Annotated in this window: 17 protein-coding genes; 6 read left to right on the plus strand and 11 right to left on the minus strand. The window is 73.2% G+C overall.

Annotated features, from left to right (window positions below; genetic code table 11):
• Positions 1-8 precede the first annotated feature (8 nt).
• Together C3486_RS13580 and C3486_RS13585 are read left to right on the plus strand one after the other, a co-directional pair.
• Positions 9-1,955: a fumarate reductase/succinate dehydrogenase flavoprotein subunit gene (locus tag C3486_RS13580; protein ID WP_103832916.1), complete on the plus strand. Its 1,947-nt coding sequence runs from the start codon at positions 9-11 to the stop codon at positions 1,953-1,955.
• Positions 1,952-2,722 carry a succinate dehydrogenase/fumarate reductase iron-sulfur subunit gene (locus C3486_RS13585; protein ID WP_103832917.1) on the plus strand — a complete coding sequence of 257 codons (771 nt, stop codon included), beginning with the start codon at positions 1,952-1,954 and terminating at the stop codon, positions 2,720-2,722. Before C3486_RS13580 ends, C3486_RS13585 begins: the two co-directional genes overlap by 4 nt.
• Positions 2,723-2,812: 90 nt before the next feature.
• Here C3486_RS13585 and C3486_RS13590 read toward each other — a convergent pair whose 3' ends face one another.
• From C3486_RS13590 to C3486_RS13615, 6 genes are all read right to left on the minus strand, one after another.
• A complete protein-coding gene (locus tag C3486_RS13590) occupies positions 2,813-5,500 on the minus strand; it encodes a SpoIIE family protein phosphatase (RefSeq protein ID WP_258052758.1) in 2,688 nt (895 codons plus the stop codon).
• Positions 5,501-5,790: 290 nt separating this feature from the next.
• Positions 5,791-6,186, minus strand: a complete 396-nt coding sequence (locus C3486_RS13595; protein WP_103832937.1) for an ATP-binding protein — start codon at positions 6,184-6,186, stop codon at positions 5,791-5,793.
• A gap of 200 nt (positions 6,187-6,386) precedes the next feature.
• Positions 6,387-6,797, minus strand: coding sequence for a (deoxy)nucleoside triphosphate pyrophosphohydrolase (locus tag C3486_RS13600; protein WP_181138535.1), 411 nt, complete (start codon positions 6,795-6,797; stop codon positions 6,387-6,389).
• A gap of 50 nt (positions 6,798-6,847) precedes the next feature.
• A complete protein-coding gene (locus tag C3486_RS13605) occupies positions 6,848-7,027 on the minus strand; it encodes an SPOR domain-containing protein (protein ID WP_103832918.1) in 180 nt (59 codons plus the stop codon).
• A gap of 268 nt (positions 7,028-7,295) precedes the next feature.
• Positions 7,296-8,987 (minus strand): APC family permease, encoded by a 1,692-nt coding sequence (locus tag C3486_RS13610; RefSeq protein WP_103832919.1) that lies wholly within the window; start codon positions 8,985-8,987, stop codon positions 7,296-7,298.
• Between the two features lie 297 nt (positions 8,988-9,284).
• Positions 9,285-10,037 (minus strand): GntR family transcriptional regulator, encoded by a 753-nt coding sequence (locus C3486_RS13615; RefSeq protein ID WP_103832920.1) that lies wholly within the window; start codon positions 10,035-10,037, stop codon positions 9,285-9,287.
• Between the two features lie 450 nt (positions 10,038-10,487).
• Between C3486_RS13615 and C3486_RS13620 the strand changes: the two genes are divergently transcribed.
• On the plus strand, positions 10,488-11,255 hold the full coding sequence (locus tag C3486_RS13620; protein ID WP_103832921.1) for a PIG-L deacetylase family protein: 768 nt from the start codon (positions 10,488-10,490) through the stop codon (positions 11,253-11,255).
• Between the two features lie 87 nt (positions 11,256-11,342).
• On the opposite strand, the gene C3486_RS13625 is transcribed toward C3486_RS13620, so the two are convergent.
• The 4 genes from C3486_RS13625 to C3486_RS13640 form a co-directional block, all read right to left on the minus strand.
• Entirely contained in the window at positions 11,343-12,287 is a 945-nt protein-coding gene (locus C3486_RS13625) for a MerR family transcriptional regulator (RefSeq protein ID WP_103832939.1), read from the minus strand.
• A 113-nt stretch (positions 12,288-12,400) separates the two neighbouring features.
• Complete coding sequence (locus tag C3486_RS13630) at positions 12,401-13,225, minus strand: alpha/beta hydrolase fold domain-containing protein (protein ID WP_103832922.1); 825 nt, start codon at positions 13,223-13,225, stop codon at positions 12,401-12,403.
• Between the two features lie 8 nt (positions 13,226-13,233).
• Positions 13,234-14,199, minus strand: coding sequence for an alpha/beta fold hydrolase (locus C3486_RS13635; RefSeq protein ID WP_103832923.1), 966 nt, complete (start codon positions 14,197-14,199; stop codon positions 13,234-13,236).
• Positions 14,196-15,836 (minus strand): NAD(P)/FAD-dependent oxidoreductase, encoded by a 1,641-nt coding sequence (locus C3486_RS13640; RefSeq protein ID WP_103832924.1) that lies wholly within the window; start codon positions 15,834-15,836, stop codon positions 14,196-14,198. The genes C3486_RS13635 and C3486_RS13640 overlap by 4 nt, the downstream gene beginning before the upstream one ends.
• Positions 15,837-15,947: 111 nt before the next feature.
• Between C3486_RS13640 and C3486_RS13645 the strand changes: the two genes are divergently transcribed.
• Together C3486_RS13645 and C3486_RS13650 are read left to right on the plus strand one after the other, a co-directional pair.
• The gene (locus tag C3486_RS13645; protein ID WP_103832925.1) at positions 15,948-16,973 is read left to right on the plus strand and encodes an AraC family transcriptional regulator; all 1,026 of its coding nucleotides are present in this window, start codon (positions 15,948-15,950) and stop codon (positions 16,971-16,973) included.
• Positions 16,974-17,059: 86 nt separating this feature from the next.
• Complete coding sequence (locus tag C3486_RS13650; RefSeq protein ID WP_103832926.1) at positions 17,060-17,908, plus strand: SDR family oxidoreductase; 849 nt, start codon at positions 17,060-17,062, stop codon at positions 17,906-17,908.
• A 24-nt stretch (positions 17,909-17,932) separates the two neighbouring features.
• Here C3486_RS13650 and C3486_RS13655 read toward each other — a convergent pair whose 3' ends face one another.
• Positions 17,933-18,604: an MOSC domain-containing protein gene (locus C3486_RS13655; RefSeq protein WP_103832927.1), complete on the minus strand. Its 672-nt coding sequence runs from the start codon at positions 18,602-18,604 to the stop codon at positions 17,933-17,935.
• Positions 18,605-19,029: 425 nt separating this feature from the next.
• Between C3486_RS13655 and C3486_RS13660 the strand changes: the two genes are divergently transcribed.
• Entirely contained in the window at positions 19,030-19,362 is a 333-nt protein-coding gene (locus C3486_RS13660) for a hypothetical protein (protein WP_103832928.1), read from the plus strand.
• The last annotated feature ends 129 nt before the right edge of the window (positions 19,363-19,491 follow it).

Consider the following 19,491-nt stretch of genomic DNA (forward strand, 5'->3'; position numbering starts at 1 on the left):
GCATTTCCATGACGCAAGTCGAACGGCAGGGCTGGGACGTGGTCGTGGTGGGCGCCGGGGGCGCCGGCCTGCGGGCCGCCATCGAGGCCCGTGAGCAGGGCATGCGGACGGCGGTGATCTGCAAGTCCCTGTTCGGCAAGGCCCATACGGTCATGGCCGAGGGCGGCATCGCGGCCAGCATGGGCAACGTCAACGAGGGCGACAACTGGAAGGTCCACTTCCGCGACACGATGCGCGGCGGGAAGTTCCTGAACCACTGGCGGATGGCGGAGCTGCACGCCCGGGAGGCCCCGGACCGGGTCTGGGAGCTGGAGACCTGGGGCGCGCTCTTCGACCGCACCCCGGACGGCCGCATCTCGCAGCGCAACTTCGGCGGGCACGAGTACCCGCGCCTCGCGCACGTCGGCGACCGCACGGGCCTGGAGCTGATCCGCACGCTCCAGCAGAAGATCGTCTCGCTCCAGCAGGAGGACGAGCGGGAGTACGGCTCGTACGAGGCGCGGCTGAAGGTCTTCCAGGAGTGCACGGTCACCCGCGTGCTGAAGGAGGGCGACCGGGTCGCCGGAACGTTCTGCTACGAGCGCGAGTCCGGCCGCTTCTTCGTGCTGGAGGCGCCGGCCGTGGTGCTGGCGACCGGCGGCATCGGCAAGTCCTTCAAGGTGACGTCCAACTCCTGGGAGTACACCGGCGACGGGCACGCGCTGGCGCTGCTGGCCGGGGCGCCGCTGGTGAACATGGAGTTCGTGCAGTTCCACCCGACCGGCATGGTCTGGCCGCCGTCGGTGAAGGGCATCCTGGTCACCGAGTCGGTGCGCGGCGACGGCGGGGTGCTGCGCAACAGCGACGGCAAGCGCTTCATGTTCGACTACGTCCCGGACGTCTTCAAGGAGAAGTACGCCCAGTCCGAGGACGAGGGCGACCGCTGGTACGACGACCCGGACAACAACCGCAGGCCGCCCGAGCTGCTGCCCCGCGACGAGGTGGCGCGGGCCATCAACGCCGAGGTCAAGGCGGGCCGCGGCTCCCCGCACGGCGGCGTCTTCCTGGACGTCTCCACGCGCATGCCGGCCGAGGTGATCCGGCGGCGGCTGCCGTCCATGCACCACCAGTTCAAGGAGCTGGCGGACGTGGACATCACGCAGGAGGCGATGGAGGTCGGACCGACCTGCCACTACGTCATGGGCGGCGTGGACGTCGACCCGGACACCGCGGCCGCCACCGGCGTCCAGGGCCTCTTCGCAGCCGGCGAGGTGGCCGGCGGCATGCACGGCTCCAACCGGCTCGGCGGCAACTCCCTCTCCGACCTGCTGGTCTTCGGGCGGCGGGCGGGGCTGTACGCGGCCGAGTACGCCGCGGCGCTGGCGGCCGGCGAGCGGCCCGCCGTGGACACCCGCGAGATCGAGGCGGCCGAGGCGGAGGCGCTGCGGCCGTTCAGCGCCGAGGGCATGGACATGCCCCACAGCGGGGCCCCGGCGGAGAATCCCTACACCCTCCACCAGGAGCTCCAGCAGGCGATGAACGACCTGGTGGGCATCATCCGCCGGCAGCCCGAGATGGAGGAGGCGCTGGCGAAGCTGGCGAACCTGCGGGTGCGGGCCCGGCGGGCCGGGGTGGAGGGCCACCGGCAGTACAACCCGGGCTGGCACCTCTCCCTGGACCTGCGGAACATGCTGCTGGTCAGCGAGTGCGTGGCGCGCGCGGCGCTGGAGCGCAAGGAGAGCCGCGGCGGCCACACCCGTGACGACCACCCGGAGATGGACCGCCGCTGGCGCCGGGTGAACCTGCTCTGCCGGCTGGCCACCACCGACGGCCGGCCCGAGCTGCCCGAGGATCCCGCGCTCGCCCACATCCACCTGGAGCGGCGGGAGATGCCGGCGATCCGGGCCGACCTCCTGGAGCTGTTCGAGCGGGACGAACTGGCGAAGTACCTGACCGACGAGGAGCTGAGCTCGTGAGTTCGTACGACGCGCACTTCAGGGTGTGGCGGGGGGACGCGGCGGGCGGCAGCCTCGGCGACTTCACCGTCGAGGTGAACGAGGGCGAGGTGGTGCTGGACATCATTCACCGGCTGCAGGCCACCCAGGCGCCGGACCTCGCCGTGCGCTGGAACTGCAAGGCGGGCAAGTGCGGTTCGTGCAGCGCGGAGATCAACGGCCGGCCGCGGCTGATGTGCATGACGCGGATGTCGGTCTTCGACCGCGCGGAGACCGTCACCGTCACCCCGATGCGGGCCTTCCCCGTCGTCCGCGACCTGGTCACGGACGTCTCCTTCAACTACGCCAAGGCCCGCGAGGTACCGGCCTTCGTGCCGCCCGCCGACGTCAAGCCCGGCGAGTACCGCATGCGGCAGGAGGACGTGGGGCGTTCGCAGGAGTTCCGCAAGTGCATCGAGTGCTTCCTGTGCCAGGACACCTGCCATGTCATCCGTGACCACGAGGAGAACAAGGAGGCGTTCGCGGGCCCGCGCTTCCTGATGCGCATCGCCGAGCTGGACATGCACCCGCTGGACGCCGCCGCCGACGAGGGCCTGGACCGCAAGCGCGCCGCGCAGGACGCGCACGGCCTGGGCTACTGCAACATCACCAAGTGCTGCACCGAGGTCTGCCCCGAGCACATCCGGATCACCGACAACGCGCTGATCCCCCTCAAGGAGCGCGCCGTCGACCGGAAGTACGACCCGCTGGTCTGGCTGGGGAAGACGATCCGCCGGCGCCGGTCCTGAGCTGCCGCGTCCTGGCCCCGGCCCCGGTGTTCCGGGGCCGGGCGCGCCGCTTCCGGGGCCGGTCCGGCCGCTCCTGGCCGGGCGCGCCGCTCAGAAGAGGCTGAGCAGCGCGTCCGCCGGGTCCGGCGTCTCCGTGTCGCCGTCGGGCAGGTCCAGCTCGAACCAGACGGTCTTGCCGCGGGGCGTGCGGCGGCTGCCCCAGCCCCTGCTCAGCAGGCCGACGAGCTGGAGCCCCCGGCCGCCCTCGTCGGTGTCCCGCGCGCGCCGCCGCCGCGGCTGGGCGAGGTCCGCGTCCCACACCTCGCAGACCAGGGTGCGGTCCAGCAGCAGCCGGAGCCGGATGTCGCCGTGGCCGTGCCGGAGCGCATTGGTGACCAGCTCGCTGACCAGCAGCTCCGTGGTGTCGACAAGGGCTTCCAGGCCCCAGTCGGTGAGCTGGTCGCGGGCCAGTTCGCGGGCGCGGGCCACCGAGCGGGCCTCGGGGGCGAGGTTCCAGTCGCCGACCGCGTCCTTGGGCAGGCCGTGCACCCGGGCCATCAGCAGGGCGATGTCGTCCTCGCCGTGCCGGGTGTCCAGCGCGGAGAGCACGTGGTCGCAGGCGTCCTCCAGCGGCCGCCCGGCCGCCGACAGGGCCGCGCGGAACGCCTGCAGGCCCTCCTCCAGCGGATGGTCCCGGGACTCGACCAGGCCGTCGGTGTAGAGCGCGAGCAGCGCCCCGTCCGGCAGCTCGACCTCGGTCTCCTCGAAGGGCTCGCCGCCGACGCCCAGCGGCATGCCGGGCGGGACGTCCAGGAGCAGGGCGTCCTCGCCCTCCTCCACCAGGACCGGCGGCAGGTGGCCGGCGTTGGCGAACGTACATCGCCGGGTGACCGGGTCGTAGACGGCGTACACACAGGTGGCGAGGTAGACCTCGGAGAGGTCGGCGGCGCGGTCGGTGCGCCGGGCACCCACGTGGGCGCCCGCGCCGGCGTGCGCACCGGCACCTGCCCCGGCGTCCACGCCCGGCTCCGATCCGGCGTCCGCGGCGGCTCCACGCCCCCGCGGGCCCGTACGCGCCCCGCTGCCCGTGGCGCCGAGCCCGCGTGCGATCTCGTCGAGCGCCGAGAGCACCTCGGCCGGCTCCAGGTCCAGCAGTGCCAACGTCCGTACGGCGGTGCGGAGTTCGCCCATGGCGACGGCGGCACGCAGGCCGCGGCCCATCACGTCGCCGACGACCAGCGCGGTGCGGTGGCCCGGCAGCTCGATGACGTCGAACCAGTCGCCGCCGACCTCGGTGGCGGTCGTGCCGGGCAGGTAGCGGCAGGCGATGTCCAGGCCCGCCGCCTCCGGGTCGCCGGGCGGCAGCAGGCTGCGCTGGAGGATCAGCGCGCGCTCGTGCTCGCGGCGGTAGAGCCGGGCGTTGTCGATGCAGACGGCGGCGCGCGCCGCCAGCTCGACGGCGAGGGCGGTGTCGCGCTCGCCGAAGGACTCGCTGCCCTTGGTCCGGGAGAACTGCACGAGGCCGACGACGGTGTCCCGGGCGACCATGGGCACGGCGAGCGTGGAGTGGATGACGGCGCTGCCCAGTTCGGGCCGCTCGTCGGTCTGCCGGCCGGGGATGATCTGCGCCTGGGCCGTACGGAGCGCGCCCGCGCACGGTGAGTTGAAGGGGAAGCGGTGCACGGCGCCGACCGCGACCGGCGCGCCGTCGTCGTCCCCGGCGGGCCCGCCCGGCGAGCCGCCGCTGCCGCTCTCGGGCAGCGGCCCGTCGGACACGGCGCTGGCGAAGGCGACCCGGCGCAGCTCGGCGCTGCCGTCGGTCATGCCGGGCGGCGCCTCGTCCCCCGCCAGTAGCCCTTGGTAGAGGTCGACCGAGGCGAGGTCGCAGAACTGCGGCACCGCGACGTCGAGGAGCGTGCGCGCGGTGGTCTCCAGGTCCAGGGAGTTGCCTATGCGCGCCCCCGCCTCGTTCAGCAGGGCGAGGTTGCGGCGGGCGTTGGCGGCCTCCCGCTCGGCGCGGCGGCGGCCGGTGACGTCCTGGGCGAGCGCCGCGACGCCGATGGGCCGGCCGCTGGCGCTGTGCAGCCGGTACAACGACACCGACCAGCGGCGCCGCTCCTCCGTGCCGTGCGGGGTGCCGACCAGCTGCATCTCGGCGACCGGCTCGCCGGTCTCCAGGACCCGGCGGAGCGCGGCGTTGAGCCGGTCGGCCTCGGAGCGGGGGAGGTAGTCCTCGGGCGCGGCGCCGCGGAAGCTGTCGGGGCGGCCGCCGAAGACGGTCGCGAAGCGTTCGTTGACCCGGCGCAGCCTGAGGTCCGTGCCGAAGAGCATGAACCCTATCGGCGACTGTCCGAAAACGGCCTGCGCGGCCGCCAGATCGGTCTCGATGCCGCGCAGCGCCCGTACGTCCACGACGAGGCAGACAGCGGCCCGCTCATTGGTCCCGGTCTCGGACGGCATGACGTAGATCTCGGCGAGGCCGTCGACGGGGGCGTCCGGGCCGGTGCGGTAGGGCACCAGGCCGGTCCACTCGCGGCCGTCGAGGATCTCGCTGACCGTGCGGTGGCCCGCCTCGCGCAGCTCGCGCGGGACGAACGCCTCCACGGGGTCCTGGCCGATGGCGTCCTTGGCGGGGATGCCGAGCATGTCGGCGGCGCGGCGGCTCCACTGCTCGATGCGGCCGTCGGGCCCGAGGGCGAACGAGGCGACGCGGATGTAATCGTAGATGGATCCGGGCGCGCTGCTCTGCCAGACGGGCGGGCCGTCCGGTGCGGCCGACCGGCCCGACCCATCCCTCATCGCAGGGTGTTCCTCACCCGCTGACATCTCGCTCACGAGCCCCGTCCCCTCCAGCTCATCGTGCCCGGACCGGACAGGCCGAGTATCCAGCAACACGGCTATCCGGAACACGGTCTTCACGATCACAGCACAGTCTCGATCGCAGGTCATCGACGAAATCTCGATGAATCGGCAACGATCGCGACCCACCCAGACTCATAACCAGCCACGCTGTGCTCCAACCTCCCCACCAGGCACGAAGCATCGATTTCTGCCCGACAGGCGCAGGAAGCACGGCTGCCCGGCAGACCTCAGCCGGTCTCGGCGAGCTCGAACCACACCGTCTTACCGCTCCTGCCCCGTCGAGTGCCCCACCGGCGGGCGCTGCATGCCACCAGTTGCAGTCCCCGGCCGCCCTCGTCGTCGGGGGTCGCCGTGCGCTCGCGGGGCGGGTCGGGCAGCGGGTCGGACACCTCGACGAGGAGGTCGCCGCCGCGCAGCCGGACGATCCGTACGCCGATGGGCCCGCTGGCGTACCGCAGCGAGTTCGTCACCAGCTCGCTGACCAGCAGTACGGCCACGTCGACCGCCGGCTCCAGGTCCCAGTCGTGCAGCGTCTCGCGGACCATGGCACGGGCCGTGCGGACCACCCCGGGCTCGGCGGGGAAGCTCCACTCGGCGACCGGCGGGACCGCGGCCGTGCCCAGTCGGCGGGCCTGCGACGCAGGAGACCCCGGGGGTCCTGCCGCTGCGCTCTCGCTCACGCCGATCACTTCCCCAGCCCGATGCTCCCCCGACGGTTTTGTGCATTTTGAGGGGGGTTAATCAGCACATACCCGATATCAGGGTTCGGTTATCGCCCCAAGAGGGTCATTCAGGTGCGTCGTGGCGCAAACGGCGTAGCCGGTCAGCCGAGCGCCCCCTGCCCCACGAGCCGGCGCATCGCCTCGGCCACGGCCGGCCGGTCCTGCTCGAGCCAGTCCACCGCTCCCTCCTCGCCGGGTGCCAGCCAGCGCAGCGCGTCGTGGTCCTGCAACGGCCGCGGCGTCCCCGAGACCAGCCGTACGCACCACACCCGGAGCACCAGTCCGGGCTTCAGCGGCCACTCCCCCGGGATGCGCGCCAGCGGCTCCACCGCCACGCCCAGCTCCTCGCGCAGCTCCCGTACCAGCGCCGCCTCGGGCGTCTCGCCGTCCTCGACCTTGCCCCCGGGCAGCTCCCAGCGGCCGGCCAGCTCCGGCGGTGCGCTCCGCCGCGCGGCCAGCAGCCGCCCCCGGTCCAGCACCGCTCCGCCCACCACCACGCGCACCGCACTCATGCGCCGCAGCCTATGCGGCCGGCCCCCTTCCCCGCCCGGGCCCCTGAGCCTCAGGCGGTGGCGCGGTCGACCCGCTCGACCACGTAGAGCCGCCGGCGTCCTCGGTCGTCGAGCCGGTCGGCGACCTGCTCCGCCTCCGCCCGGGTGGCGTACCGGCCGACGCGGTAGCGGTTGCCGTTGTCGTCCTCGCGGATGACCAGCCACGGCAGTACGACGCCACTGTCGGTCATCGCGCTCCTCCGTCCGCCGTCCAGCGCGCGGTGGCGCGCCCGTCCTGCACTAACACCGAAAACCCGTTCCGCATATGCCCGAGCCTACGCCCGACCTTCACGCAACGGATACGCCTTTGCACAAAGAGGCACCGAACCGGCCATGCCACCGTCCACATGCGGCGACCCGCTTCACTCCTTCCGCTGACCCGCGGCCCGCATACGCAGAAACGACGACCGCCCGGCACCTTCGCGGTGCCGGGCGGCCGGACGGTGTGCGCGCCGACGCTCAGACGCGGGCGTCGGCCTTCTCGGCCGGGTCCCGGCCGTCGCCGTCACCCTCGGTGTCCGGCTCGCGCTCCGCAGCGGCACGCGCCTCGGCCTCGGCCTGGAGGAGCGAGGGGTTGCGCCAGGAGCTGCGCACGCCCCAGTAGTAGAACGCCAGGGCGACCACCACGACGACGGCGAGGTCCACGCCCTGCGGGATGAAGCCGCGGCCGCCGAACTCCGTGCCGCCGCAGTACGACACCGCGGCCATGACCAGCAGGTACGCGACCATCCAGGCACCGGCCTTCAGGTGCGGCTTCAGCTCGGCCCACGGCTTGCGCAGCTCGTACCAGGCCCAGACGGGCAGGCCGACCGCCATGATCAGGATGACCTTGCCTGTGAGCGGCCAGCGGCCCCAGTACAGCACCAGCGAGCCGAAGACCATCGCGATCGGGGCGATGACCGGCATCGCGCGCAGCTGCACCGGGCGCTTGAGGTCCGGCGAGAGGCGGCGCAGCGACATCACGGCGACCGGGCCCGTGATGTAGGAGATGACCGTCGCGATGGAGACGATCTCGGCGAGCGAGCCCCAGCCGCGGAAGACCGCGAGGAAGAGGAACGCGATCACCAGGTTGAGGACCAGGGCCGGGCGCGGCACACCGGTCTTCTTGTCGACCTTGCCGAAGATGCCGGGCAGGTGGCCGTTCTCCTGCACGCCGTGGATCATGCGCGAGGTGGTGGCGGCGTAGATCATGCCGGTGCCGGACGGGGAGATGAAGGCGTCCGCGTACAGCAGCATCGCCAGCCAGTTCAGGCCCCAGGCGAGCGAGAGGTCGGCGAGCGGGGAGTTGAAGCCCAGCCCGGCCCAGCTGCCGGCCTTCGTCAGGTCGGCGGCCGGCACGCCCATCAGGAACGCGACCTGCAGCGCCAGGTAGATCACCAGCGCGATGACGATCGAGAAGATGACCGCCTTGGGCAGCGACTTGCCCGGGTTGCGGGCCTCGGCCGCCATGTTCAGCGGGGACTGGAAGCCGTTGTAGGCCCAGACGATGCCGGAGAGGGCGACGGCGGTGAAGACCGCGCTCCAGCCGTTCGGCGCGAAGCCGCCGAAGTGCTTCACGTTGCTGGTGTCGAAGTGCGCCGCCATCAGCGCGCCCGCGGTCATCACCGGCACCACGACCTTGAAGACCGTGATCGCGGTGTTGGTCTTCGCGAACAGCGTGATCGCGAACCAGTTGAGGAAGAAGTAGAAGATCAGCAGGACGCTGGCGAACGCGACGCCGGAGCCGGTCAGCTCCTTGCCGTCGTACAGGCCCTGCGCCCAGCCGAAGTCCCACGAGCTCATGTACTGGACGGAGGCGGTCGCCTCACCGGGGATCACGGAGACGATCGCGATCCAGTTGGCCCAGGCGGCGAGGTAGCCGGCCAGTGAGCCGTGCGAGTACTGGCCGTAGCGGACCATGCCGCCGGCCTTGGGGAACATCGCACCCAGCTCGCTGTAGGTGAGAGCGATGGTGAGGGCGACGACGGCACCGATGACCCAGGCCAGGATGGCGGCCGGGCCGGCGATGGCAGCAGCTCGCTCGGCCCCGAACAGCCAGCCGGAGCCGATGATCGACCCAAGTCCGGTAGCCGTCAGGGCGATGGTCCCGAGGGACCGGCGATAGTTCGAGTGGGAGTTTTGCTCCGCGCTCGAAGTCTTCGGCGTGCTCAACGTGCTTGGTCTCCTGATCTTCCCCCACGGCCGTGCACAAACTTCGCCATCGTAAAAGCGAAACGGAAGATCCGAATCCAAGGTTGGGTCAAATAACGCCGTCCACTGAGGGGGTGTGAGTTTTTCAACACCGCCGATCGCCCGCCAAATACGGACAAAGACGCACGCAACGGGCGGGCAAGGCGGAGGTTACGCGCCGGTACGCACGGTGAGCGGCGGAAGTTGGGCGGATCGCCGCATTACGGCGCCGGCCATCCGCTGACCGCAAAGGCCAACCGCCTCATTTCACCGCGGGGATCACTTCACCGGCAGGTGGTAGGCGATCCGGTGCCGGTCGGCCAGCATGACCACGTCGGCGGTTTCCACGGGGCGGCCGCCCGCGTAATACGTGCGCGAGACGACCAGCACGGTGTGGCCGGGCACCCCGCCCAGCGCCATCGTCTCCTCGGCCAGCCCGGGACGGGCCCCGACCTCCTCGACGACGTTGTCCACGATCACGTCGATGGCCGCCATTCGCTCGACCACGCCCCGGCCCGCCAGCGGCCCCTCCTCGGGCAGCATCACGGGCGTCCGCCCGGTCACCTCCAGCGGCTCCCAGGAGGTGGAGAGCATCGCCGGCTCGCCCTCGGTGCGGAAGAGGTAGCGCGTGCGCATGACCCGCTCGCCCGGCCTGATGCGCAGCCGGTCGGCGATGGCCTCACTCGCCTCGTCCTGCTCGCTGCGGGACTCCCAAGTGCCCTTGACCTTCTCGTCCGACTGCTCCTGGCGGAAGGGGGTGGCGCCCGCGCCGGTGCGGTACCCGGCGCGGGCGACGCGGCGCTGCGCGGGGCGCTCGCGGACGTACGTGCCCGAGCCGGAGCGGCCCTCCACGAGCCCTTCGGCCATCAGGACCTTGCGCGCCTCCAGCGCGACGGTGTCCGAAACGCCGTACTCCTCGCGGATGCGGGCCTGCGAGGGGAGGCGAGTGTGCGGCGGCAGCACGCCGTCGACGATCTTCTGACGCAGGTCACCGGCGACGCGGAGGTACGCGGGCTGCTCACCGAAAGGCACATGCCCTCCCAAGGGCTTGACAGTCAGCAACAGCGTGGCAACCCACCGTTGTCACCCGCAAGCCTGGGCCACTTATTCACCCGATGTGATGACATGCAGCTCAGCAGGCACACGAACGCGGCGGCTCGTACCCCGGCGCGTGTCGCGGCCGGGCGCCGGCGCGTCCCGTGCGCCGGTCCGGCCGACGCCTCCGTGCGCGCACCGCTTCCTCTCTTCCCCTCCGTGTGCATATGCATCCGCAGCTCCTCCCGCACATGCGGTCGCATCCGCACCTCCGGCACCGGCGTCACGGCCCCGGCGACCGGCGAGTACCGGCCGCGCCGGACGGGCCCGTTTCCGGCCATCCCGGAGCGCCGCTCCGTGGGAGGATCGAGAACGGCGTACACCGCTGTCGGTACGCCCCTCAGGCAGCCGGCGCACGCGTGCGCCGGCCCGGGAAAGGAGCCTCTCGTGCCCGCACCCGAGCCCACCGCGCCCGAACCGGCCGGCCTCACGCCGCTGCCCGACGACTGGGAGCGCGCACTGGCGATCGTCGCCCACCCCGACGACCTCGAGTACGGCGCGGCCGCCGCGGTCGCCGAGTGGACCGACGCCGGCCGCGAGATCACGTATCTGCTGGTCACCCATGGCGAGGCGGGCATCGACGGGCTCGGCCCCGAGGAGTGCGCTGTGGTCAGGGAGGCGGAGCAGCGGGCGAGCGCAGCGGTGGTCGGCGTGCAGAACGTGGAGTTCCTGCGCCACCGCGACGGCGTCATCGAGGCCGGGCTGCCGCTCCGCCGGGACCTGGCGGCCGCGGTCCGCCGGCACCGCCCCGAGCTGCTGCTCACCATCAACCACCACGACACCTGGGGCGGCGTGCACTGGAACACGCCCGACCACCGGGCCGTCGGGCGTGCCGTCCTGGACGCGGCGGGCGACGCGGGCAACCGCTGGATCTTCCCCGAGCTGTTCGAGGAGCACGGGCTCGCGCCCTGGAACGGCGTGCGCAGGGTGGCGGTCGCCGGCTCGCCGTACCCCACGCACGCCGTCGAGGTGGGCCCCGGCATCGAGCGGGCCGTCGCCTCGCTCGCCGAGCACCGCGCCTACATCGAGGGCCTCAACGGCGGGGCGCAGGACCCGGAGGCGTACGCCCGCGGCTTCATCGAGCAGATGCTCCAGATGGCGGGCGAGCGCCACCGCGGCCGCCCGGCCGTCACCTTCGAGGTCTTCCCCCGCTGAGCGCACCGCCGGCCCGCCGCTGGGCCCACGACCGGCCCGCCGACAATCCCCGCTGAGCCCCGCCGCGCCCGCGGGGCCTGCGCTTCATCACGGCTGCGGGTGCGCCCGGAGCGCCGCCGTCAGCCACTCCACCGCCGGGGCCGTGGCGGCCGGCTCGGGCTGCCCGTTGATCACGGCGAGCAGCCGCCAGTACCGCTCGTACTCCGCGACGTGCGAGGACTCCAGGCGCGCCAGCAGCCAGGCCCGGAACTCCGGGCCGTCGGTCCGCCCGGCCAGCGCGGCGTACGCGGCCACCAGTTCGTCGGCCACGGGAACTGCCGCCGCCGACTCCGGTGCCACGCCGGCCGCGCGGGCGCGGGCCGTCCGCTCCTGGAGCAGCGCGGCCGTCTCCCGGGCCGCCGCCGGGTCCGGCTCCCCGGCGTCGTCACGGGCCCGTACCTGGTCGGCGGCGGCCGCGCGGAGGCCGGCCCGGTACTCCTCGTCCTGGACCAGCTCCGCCAGCTCGACCCAGGCGGCGATCTGCTCCGGGGACGCGTCGTCCGGCAGGTCGGGGACGGTGTCGCGCATCATCGCGAGGAACTCGGGGCCGGTGCCGAGCCCTCCGAAGACGCTCTCGACGAACTCCTCGACGAGGTGGCGGCGTTCCTGGTCGGACAGGTGGGCGAGCTTGTGCATGAGTGCCATCTCCTGGGGTGTGGACCCGCGTCCGGCCACCGCGCGCAGTACGGACCGGTGCAGCCGCAGGGTGCGGATCTGCACGTCCAGGGCCTCGGCGTGCGCGGCGGCGACCTCGGGGACGGTGATCTCGCGCGCCAGCACCCGCTGGACGGTGGCGAGGTCGATCCCCAGGTCGCGCAGCGTACGGACGAGGCCGAGGCGGGCCAGTGCGTCGGGGCCGTAGAGCCGGTAGCCGGCGGGGGTGCGGTCGGTCGGCGGCACCACTCCGGCGTCGGACCAGAAACGGATGGTCTTCACGCTCAGCCCGGTCAGCCGGGACAGCTCACCGATGCTCCGGAGGGCGTCGTCGTTCATGTCCACCACCTTGGAGTCTCCCGTCGCTGGAGACTCAAGCCCGGGATGACGCGACTTCGCGCGCCCCTTGAGCCTGCCGCGTACGTCCGGCGCGCGGGTGCCCGCCGGGGCCGTCAGACCACCGGGGAATCTTCCCGCAGCAGTCGGCGCACCACCGTCAGGGACCTGCGCGCCTCCGGTGTCCACACGGCGCTCATGTACACATGACCGCCCTCCGGCTCGAAGGTGAAGGTGCCGTCGTTGCCGGCCGTCGCCAGCCGGCCGGCCAGCAGCCCCGCGTCGGCGGCGAAGAGGTCACGGCCGCCCTGGAAGACGTGCACCGGGGGCAGTCCGGTCACGTCGGCGAACTGCGGGCTGAGCAGCGGGTCGCGCGGGTCGGCGCCGTGGGCCCACAGCCGTCCCGCCTCGATCAGGTCGTCCTTGCGGAGCAGCGGGTCGAGCGGTTCGAGGGCCGGCACTCCGGGGTGCGACATGGTGAGGTCGAGCCACGGCGAGAAGAGCAGCACCTGGCGCGGCGTGCCCACCCCGGCGTCCCGGTAGGCGACGGCCTGGCCGAGTGCGAGCCCGCCCCCGGCCGAGTCACCGGCGAGCGTGACGTTGCCGGGCCCTGCCTCGGCGCACAGGCGCGCGTAGACCGCGCGCAGCAGGCCGTACGCCTCGCGCGCGTCTCCCTCGGGCGCGAGCCGGTACAGCGGGACGGTGAGGGTGACGCCGGTGTCCTTGGCCGCGTGCTGGAGGAGCCACCAGTGGGCTTCCTGCAGCGGGAAGGCATAGGCACCGCCGTGCGTGTAGAGGAGGTGGCGGCCGGTGGCGCCGCGGCGCGGGGTGAGCCGCAGGACCGGGCGGCCGGCCAGCACCGCGCGCGTGACCTCGTAGCGGGCGCGCAGCGGCGCGGGGACCGGTGCGGCCTCCGGGGCCCGTGCCCGCGTCCCCGCCATCCCTCGTCTCACCCCTTCACCGCGTCTTCCGCCGGGCCTCCTTCCGGTGCCCGTGCGGCGGGCGCCGCCGCCGTACCGTCCCCCTCGGCATCCTTCGCGGGGCCCGCCGCGGTGTCCAGGAACCCGGCCGCCAGCTCAGCGAATTCCGCCGCCCGTTCGATCTGGGGCATGTGCCCCGTGGCCGGGAAAAGATGACTGCGGGCGTGCGGCAGCGCGGCGACCGCCGCGTGGAAGTGCTTCACCGGAAGCACGGTGTCGGCGTCGCCCCAGACGACGAGGGTGGGCACGCGGGCCGCCGCCGTCCGCGCGAGGAGCGCACGGCGCCAGCCCGGGTACGAGCCGAGGGCCGGCACGCCCAGGCGCAGCAGCGTGGCGGCGAAGGTGGCGCGGAAGTCCGGCTGCCGGCCGACCTCGCCCGCGTGCCGGATCATCTCCTCCGTCGCGTGCCGCGGGTCGTGGAAGAGGTCCCGGTTGACCTGGACGCCGGCGTCCCTGGCCCGCGCCCGGAAGCGCCTGCCGACGCCGGGGAGCGCCGCCAGCACCGCGTACGCCATCGGGCGCAGCGAGAGGTTGGCCTCGCGCCCGAAGCCGGCGCTGTTGGCGAGGACGAGCGTGGCCACCCGGCCGGGGTGCTCGGCCGCGACGGTCATGGCGACCGCGCCGCCGAGCGAGTTGCCCATCAGGTGCACGGGCCGCCGCTCCCCCAGCGCGTCCAGCACGCCCACGACGGCCCGCGCGAAGGAGGCGAGGCCCGCGCGGCCGGCCATGCGGCGGGTCAGGCCGAAGCCGGGCAGGTCGGTGCTGATGACCCGGTAGCCGCGCGCGGCGAGCAGGTCGTGGGTGAGCTGCCAGTCCTCCAGGCTGCGGGCGATGCCGTGCAGCAGGACGACCGGCGGGCCGTCGGCGGGACCGCTGATCCGTACCCGTACGGGGTGGCCCGCGACGTCCGCGTACGTGGCGTCGGGGGCGCTCACTTGGCGGCCTCCGCCCGCGTGTGCGCCTGCGCCCGGCCGGGCGCGTGACCCGGCGCGCGGCCCGCTGCCGGTGTCCCGGCGCGCACCGCCGCGCGGGGCGTGGCCTTCAGCGTGCGCCGCAGGTCGGTACGCATCGTCGTGGCGGCGTCCAGCAGGTAGTTCTGCCGTACCTTCCACGGGCCGCGGTCGCCCTGGCGCGGGAAGGCGTCGATGGAGCGCTTGACGTATCCGGCGGCGAGGTCGAGCAGCGGCCGCTCGGCGAGCGGCCGGCTCGGCTCGGGCACCACGGCCGCGTGGTCGTTCCGGTCCATGAAGTTCAGGACCCTGCACACCAGCCGCGAGGTGAGGTCGGCGCGGAGCGTCCAGGAGGCGTTGGTGTAGCCGATGCAGACGGCGAAGTTGGGCACGCCGGTCAGCATCGCGCCGCGCCACACGAACTGCCGCGACAGCTCCACCGGCCGCCCGTCGACCCGCGGCGCGATGCCCCCGAACGCCAGCAGCTCCAGCCCGGTCGCGGTGACGACCACGTCCGCCTCCAGCACCTTGCCGGACTTCAGCCGGATGCCCTCGGGCACGAAGGTGTCGATGTGATCGGTGACGACCTCGGCCCGGCCCTGCTTCAGCGCCGTGAAGAGATCGGCGTCGGGGACCGCGCAGAGCCGCTGGTCCCAGGGGTCGTACGGCGGCGTGAAGTGGTCCCGTACCGCCTGCGAGTCCTTCAGCACCCGGGTGTTCAGCCGGGTCAGCAGCTTCCGCGCGGCCTGCGGACGCCGCCGGCAGAACTGGTAGAAGCCGATGCCGAAGAGGATGTTCTTGGTGCGGACGGCACGGTGGGCCAGGCCCGGGGGCAGCACGCTCCGCACCGTGTCGGCGATCCGGTCCCGGCCCGGTACGGAGCTGATCCAGGTCGGCGTGCGCTGCAGCATCGTGACGTGCGCCGCCTCGCGCGCCATCGCGGGCACCAGCGTGACGGCGGTGGCCCCGCTGCCGATCACGACCACGCGCTTGCCCGCATAGTCCAGGTCCTCGGGCCAGAACTGCGGATGCACGACGGTGCCGGCATAGTCGTCGATCCCCGGGAAGTCCGGCGCGTGCCCCCGCTCGTAGTCGTAGTAGCCCGTGCAGGAGTAGAGGAAGTCGCAGGTGAGGGTGGTGCGCACCGGCTCGCCCCGCGCGCCCTCAGGCCGCCGCTCGACGGTCAGCGTCCACCGCGCCGCTTCCGTCGACCAGTCCGCCGCGACCACCTTCGTGCGGTAGTGGATGTGCTCCTCGACGCCGTGCTCGGCCGCCGTCTCCTTGATGTACCGCAGGATCGAGGGGCCGTCGGCGATGGACTTCGCGTCCCGCCAGGGCTTGAAGGGGTAGCCCAGGGTGAACATGTCGGAGTCCGAGCGGATGCCCGGATACCGGAAGAGGTCCCAGGTACCGCCCATCGCGTCGCGGGCCTCCAGAAGGCCGTACGACCGGCCGGGGCACTCGGTCCGCAGCCGGCACGCCGCGCCGATGCCGGACAGGCCGGCGCCGACGATCACGACATCGAGGTGCTCGGGGAGCGGGCGGCCCTCGGCCGGGCGCTCGTCCGGGCGCGGGGCTGCGGGACGCTCGGGGGTCGGCTGCGAGCCGGCGGAAGTCGTCATGACCCCAGTCTGCGGAACGGCGGCGCACCCGTTCTTGACTTCGCACGACACGTATTTGACCCTGAGCGACATGTCAGCCAACGGGCGGGGCGCTGCCGTGAGCAGGCCGGCATGACGGTGATCAGGTCGGCCGGGCTGCGCGGCTTCCGGGCGGCCGTCGCCGAACTGGGCGGCGACGCCGAGGAGTACGCCAGGGCCGCCGGCCTCCCCGTCGCGGCCCTCGACTCCGACGACCTCCTGGTCGACGACCTGGCCATGACCCGGGTGCTGGAGCTCGCTGCCGCCGGGCTGGACCGCCCCGACCTCGGGCTGCGCGTCGCGGCCCGCCAGGACCTCGGCATGCTCGGCGCGCTCGCGCTGGCCATCCAGAACAGCCCGACCGTCGCCGATGCCCTCGAATGCACCTCGCGCTACCTCTTCGTGCACGCGCAGGCCCTCAGCCTCACCCTCGAACCCGACCCGTACGGCACCCCGGGGATCGCCGCGCTGCGCTTCGGCCCGCCGCCCGGCCTGCCGGCGCCCGTGCAGGGCACCGACCTCGGGCTCGGCTTCCTGCACCGCGCGATCCGGTTCCTGGTCGACGGCCCGTACGGCCTCCGCACCGTCGAGCTGCCGTACCGCCCGGCGGCGCCGCTCGCCGTGTACGAGGAGTTCTTCGGCGTCCCGGTACGCGTCGCCCGGCCCGCTGCCCTCCTCCGCGTGCCCCGGAGCCTCGGCGACCGCCCGCTCTCCGGCGGCGACGAACACCTCCGCCGGCTCGCCCTGGCCTTCCTCGCCGAGCAGGCACCCGACGGCCACGCCGGGCTCGTCCCCCGCGTCCGCGGCGCGGTCCAGCAGTCCCTGGGCACGGCGCCGCCCGACATCGGCACGGTCGCCCGGCTGCTCAGCGTCCACCCCCGCACGCTCCAGCGGCGGCTGCGCGCGGAAGGCACGACGTACGCCGCGATCCTGGACGACGTACGCCGCCAGGCCGCCCGCCACTACCTCACCGGAACCGCCCTGCCGATGACGCAGATCGCCGCCCTCCTCGGCCTGTCCGAGCAGTCGGCGCTGACCCGCTGCTGCCGGCGCTGGTGGGGGCAGCCGCCCCGGGCCGTGCGCCGGAGCGGCGGGACGGGAGCTCCGGAACCGAGCTGATCCTCTGTCGCGCACGGTCAAGACCGGCGCGGCCCCGCGCGGCAGACTGGTGCACCTGGACAGCACCGCCATCCCTGGAGGAGCCCATGCCCGCTGCCCTCGCGCCCTACCGGTTCGCCGGCGGCACCGCCGTCCTGACCGGCGCGGCCAGTGGAATGGGCGAGCAGATGGCCTACGGCCTGGCCGCGCGCGGCAGCGCCCTGGTCCTCGTCGACCGGGACGCCGACCGGCTGGCCGCCGTCGCCGACCGGATACGCAAGGACCGCCCGGCCCTGACCGTCGACACGTACGTGGCCGACCTCGCCGACACCGCAGGGCTGGAGCCGCTCGTCGCCCGGATCACCGAGGCGCACCCCCGCGTCACGCTGCTGATCAACAACGCGGGCGTGGCCCTCGGCGGCCGCTTCGAGCAGCTGACCGCCGAGGAGTTCGACTGGGTGATGGCGGTCAACTTCCGCGCCCCGGTGGCGCTCACCCGGCTCTTCCTCCCGCACCTGCTCCGCTCCCCCGGCAGCCACATCGTCAACGTCTCCAGCCTGTTCGGGCTGATCGCGCCGCCCGGCCAGACCGCGTACGCGGCCAGCAAGTTCGCGCTGCGCGGCTTCAGCGACGCGCTCCGCCACGAACTCGCCGGCCGCGCCACCGGGGTCACCACCGTCCACCCCGGCGGCATCCGCACCCGCATCGCCGAGACCGCCCGGGTGGCCGCCGGGACGACCGAGGCCGAGGCCCGCGCGGGCAAGGAGAACTTCGCGAAGCTGCTGACGTACCCCGCCGACAAGGCCGCCGAACAGATCCTGGGCGCCGTCCGCACCCGCCGTGCCCGCCTCCTCATCGCCCCCTCCGCCGTCGTCCCCGACCTGCTGGCCCGCCTCTTCCCCGCCTCGTACATGACGGTGCTGAACCGCCTCCGGCCGTCAGGGACGCGCACGTGACGGCGGCCCCTCTCGGCCGCTCCCTCACCTCTTCCCGTACTTCTCCGTGTACTTCAGGGCTATCTCCAGCTGCTCGCGCTCCATCCACCGCTCGGCGGCCAGCATGTCCGGCAGCGACGCGCGGTCGGTGGTCACGGCGCGGAACAGCCGCCCGACGGTCACGTCGTGCCCGGGCCGGTCCACCACCTCGACCGGGTCCCCGGCACGCAGCTCACCGGGCCGGATCACCCGCAGCATCGCACCCGGCGAGCCCGCCAGCGTGAACCGCCGCAGCCAGCCCTTCTCCGCGAGCCAGCCGGCGAACGTACGGCACGGGATGCGGCCGCCCGTCACCTCCAGTACGACCTCGTCCCCGATCCGCCAGCGCTCGCCGACGAGGGCGTTGCGCAGGTCCATGCCGGTGGTGGTGAGGTTCTCGCCGAACGCCCCGTGCGCGAACGTCCGCCCCAGTTCGCGCCCCCACTCGTCCAGCTCCTCCCGGGCGAAGGCGTACACGGCCCGGTCGTCGCCCCCGTGGTACCGCAGGTCGCACACCGCGTCCCCGGCCACCCCGCTCGCCCCCTTCCCCGCCGGTCCGGGCGCCGCGACCCGCACCGGCCCGCTCACCGGCCGCTTGTCGATACCCGTCGTCCCGGACGGCGCGTCGGTGTACTCGACGGCCTTGGCCGCCCCGGCATTCACACTGAGGATCCGCATATCCCGAACCTATGCCGCACACCGGACGGGGTGGTGAGCGCCCTCGGGGCAGCGCGTTCCGACCCGCGTTCCGGCAATGTTGAGCAAAACTTCGGCGGCGCGCCGCCGCGTCCGGCCGGTCCCGTCGGCGGCCATTCCCCGTACGGAAATGCGTCACGGGAAATTTCCCAAGTGGCCCGGGCCCCGGCGGCACTTCAACGGCTATTTCCCGAATTTCCCGCCGGACCGGCAAGATCCTTCCGCCCGCGATCCGAGTAACGCCAGCAGTCCCGACATGTCCTCAATAAGGGCTTTTCCGATACGAGACCGCCGTGTCACAGGCGTGCTACGGCACCCCTACCCTCGATTGCACCGCCCACCCCGACTTGATAGATATGACTCCACTTAGAGCCGTCTCAGTAGCAGTACCCGGCAGGGGGAGCCAGATGAAGTTCGACATGGGTGCATCGACGCTGTCGACGCTGCAGTCCAAGTCGCGTGGATCGAGCGAGGACCTCGGGGGGCTGATCCGTCAGCTGGTGGACGCCGCCGCCCCGCTGGAGGGCAAGTTCAACGGTTCGGGCAAGGCGGCCTTCGACCAGTTCAAGGCGCGTTCGGACGAGATCGCCGCGTCGCTGCAGAGCTCGCTGTCGGGCATTCTCGGCGGCCAGAAGGGCATGGACTCGGCGTTCAGCTCGGGTGACCAGGAGCACGGCGACAACGCGCGGCAGCAGATGTCGGCGGCCAATTTCGACGCGGCCCGTTTCGGCGGCCGCTGAGCCACGGGCAGTCCGGCCCGCACTCGGCAGCGAGGCGGGCCGTTGATCTTCGACGGGTCCGGTGGCCGGGACGTCGAGCTGACAGAACTTCACGGGGAGTGAGTGTTGATGGGTGCTGCGGGTAAGGAC

It is taken from the genome of Streptomyces sp. Ru73 (genome assembly GCF_002920575.1).
In the GTDB taxonomy this organism is placed as follows: domain Bacteria; phylum Actinomycetota; class Actinomycetes; order Streptomycetales; family Streptomycetaceae; genus Streptomyces.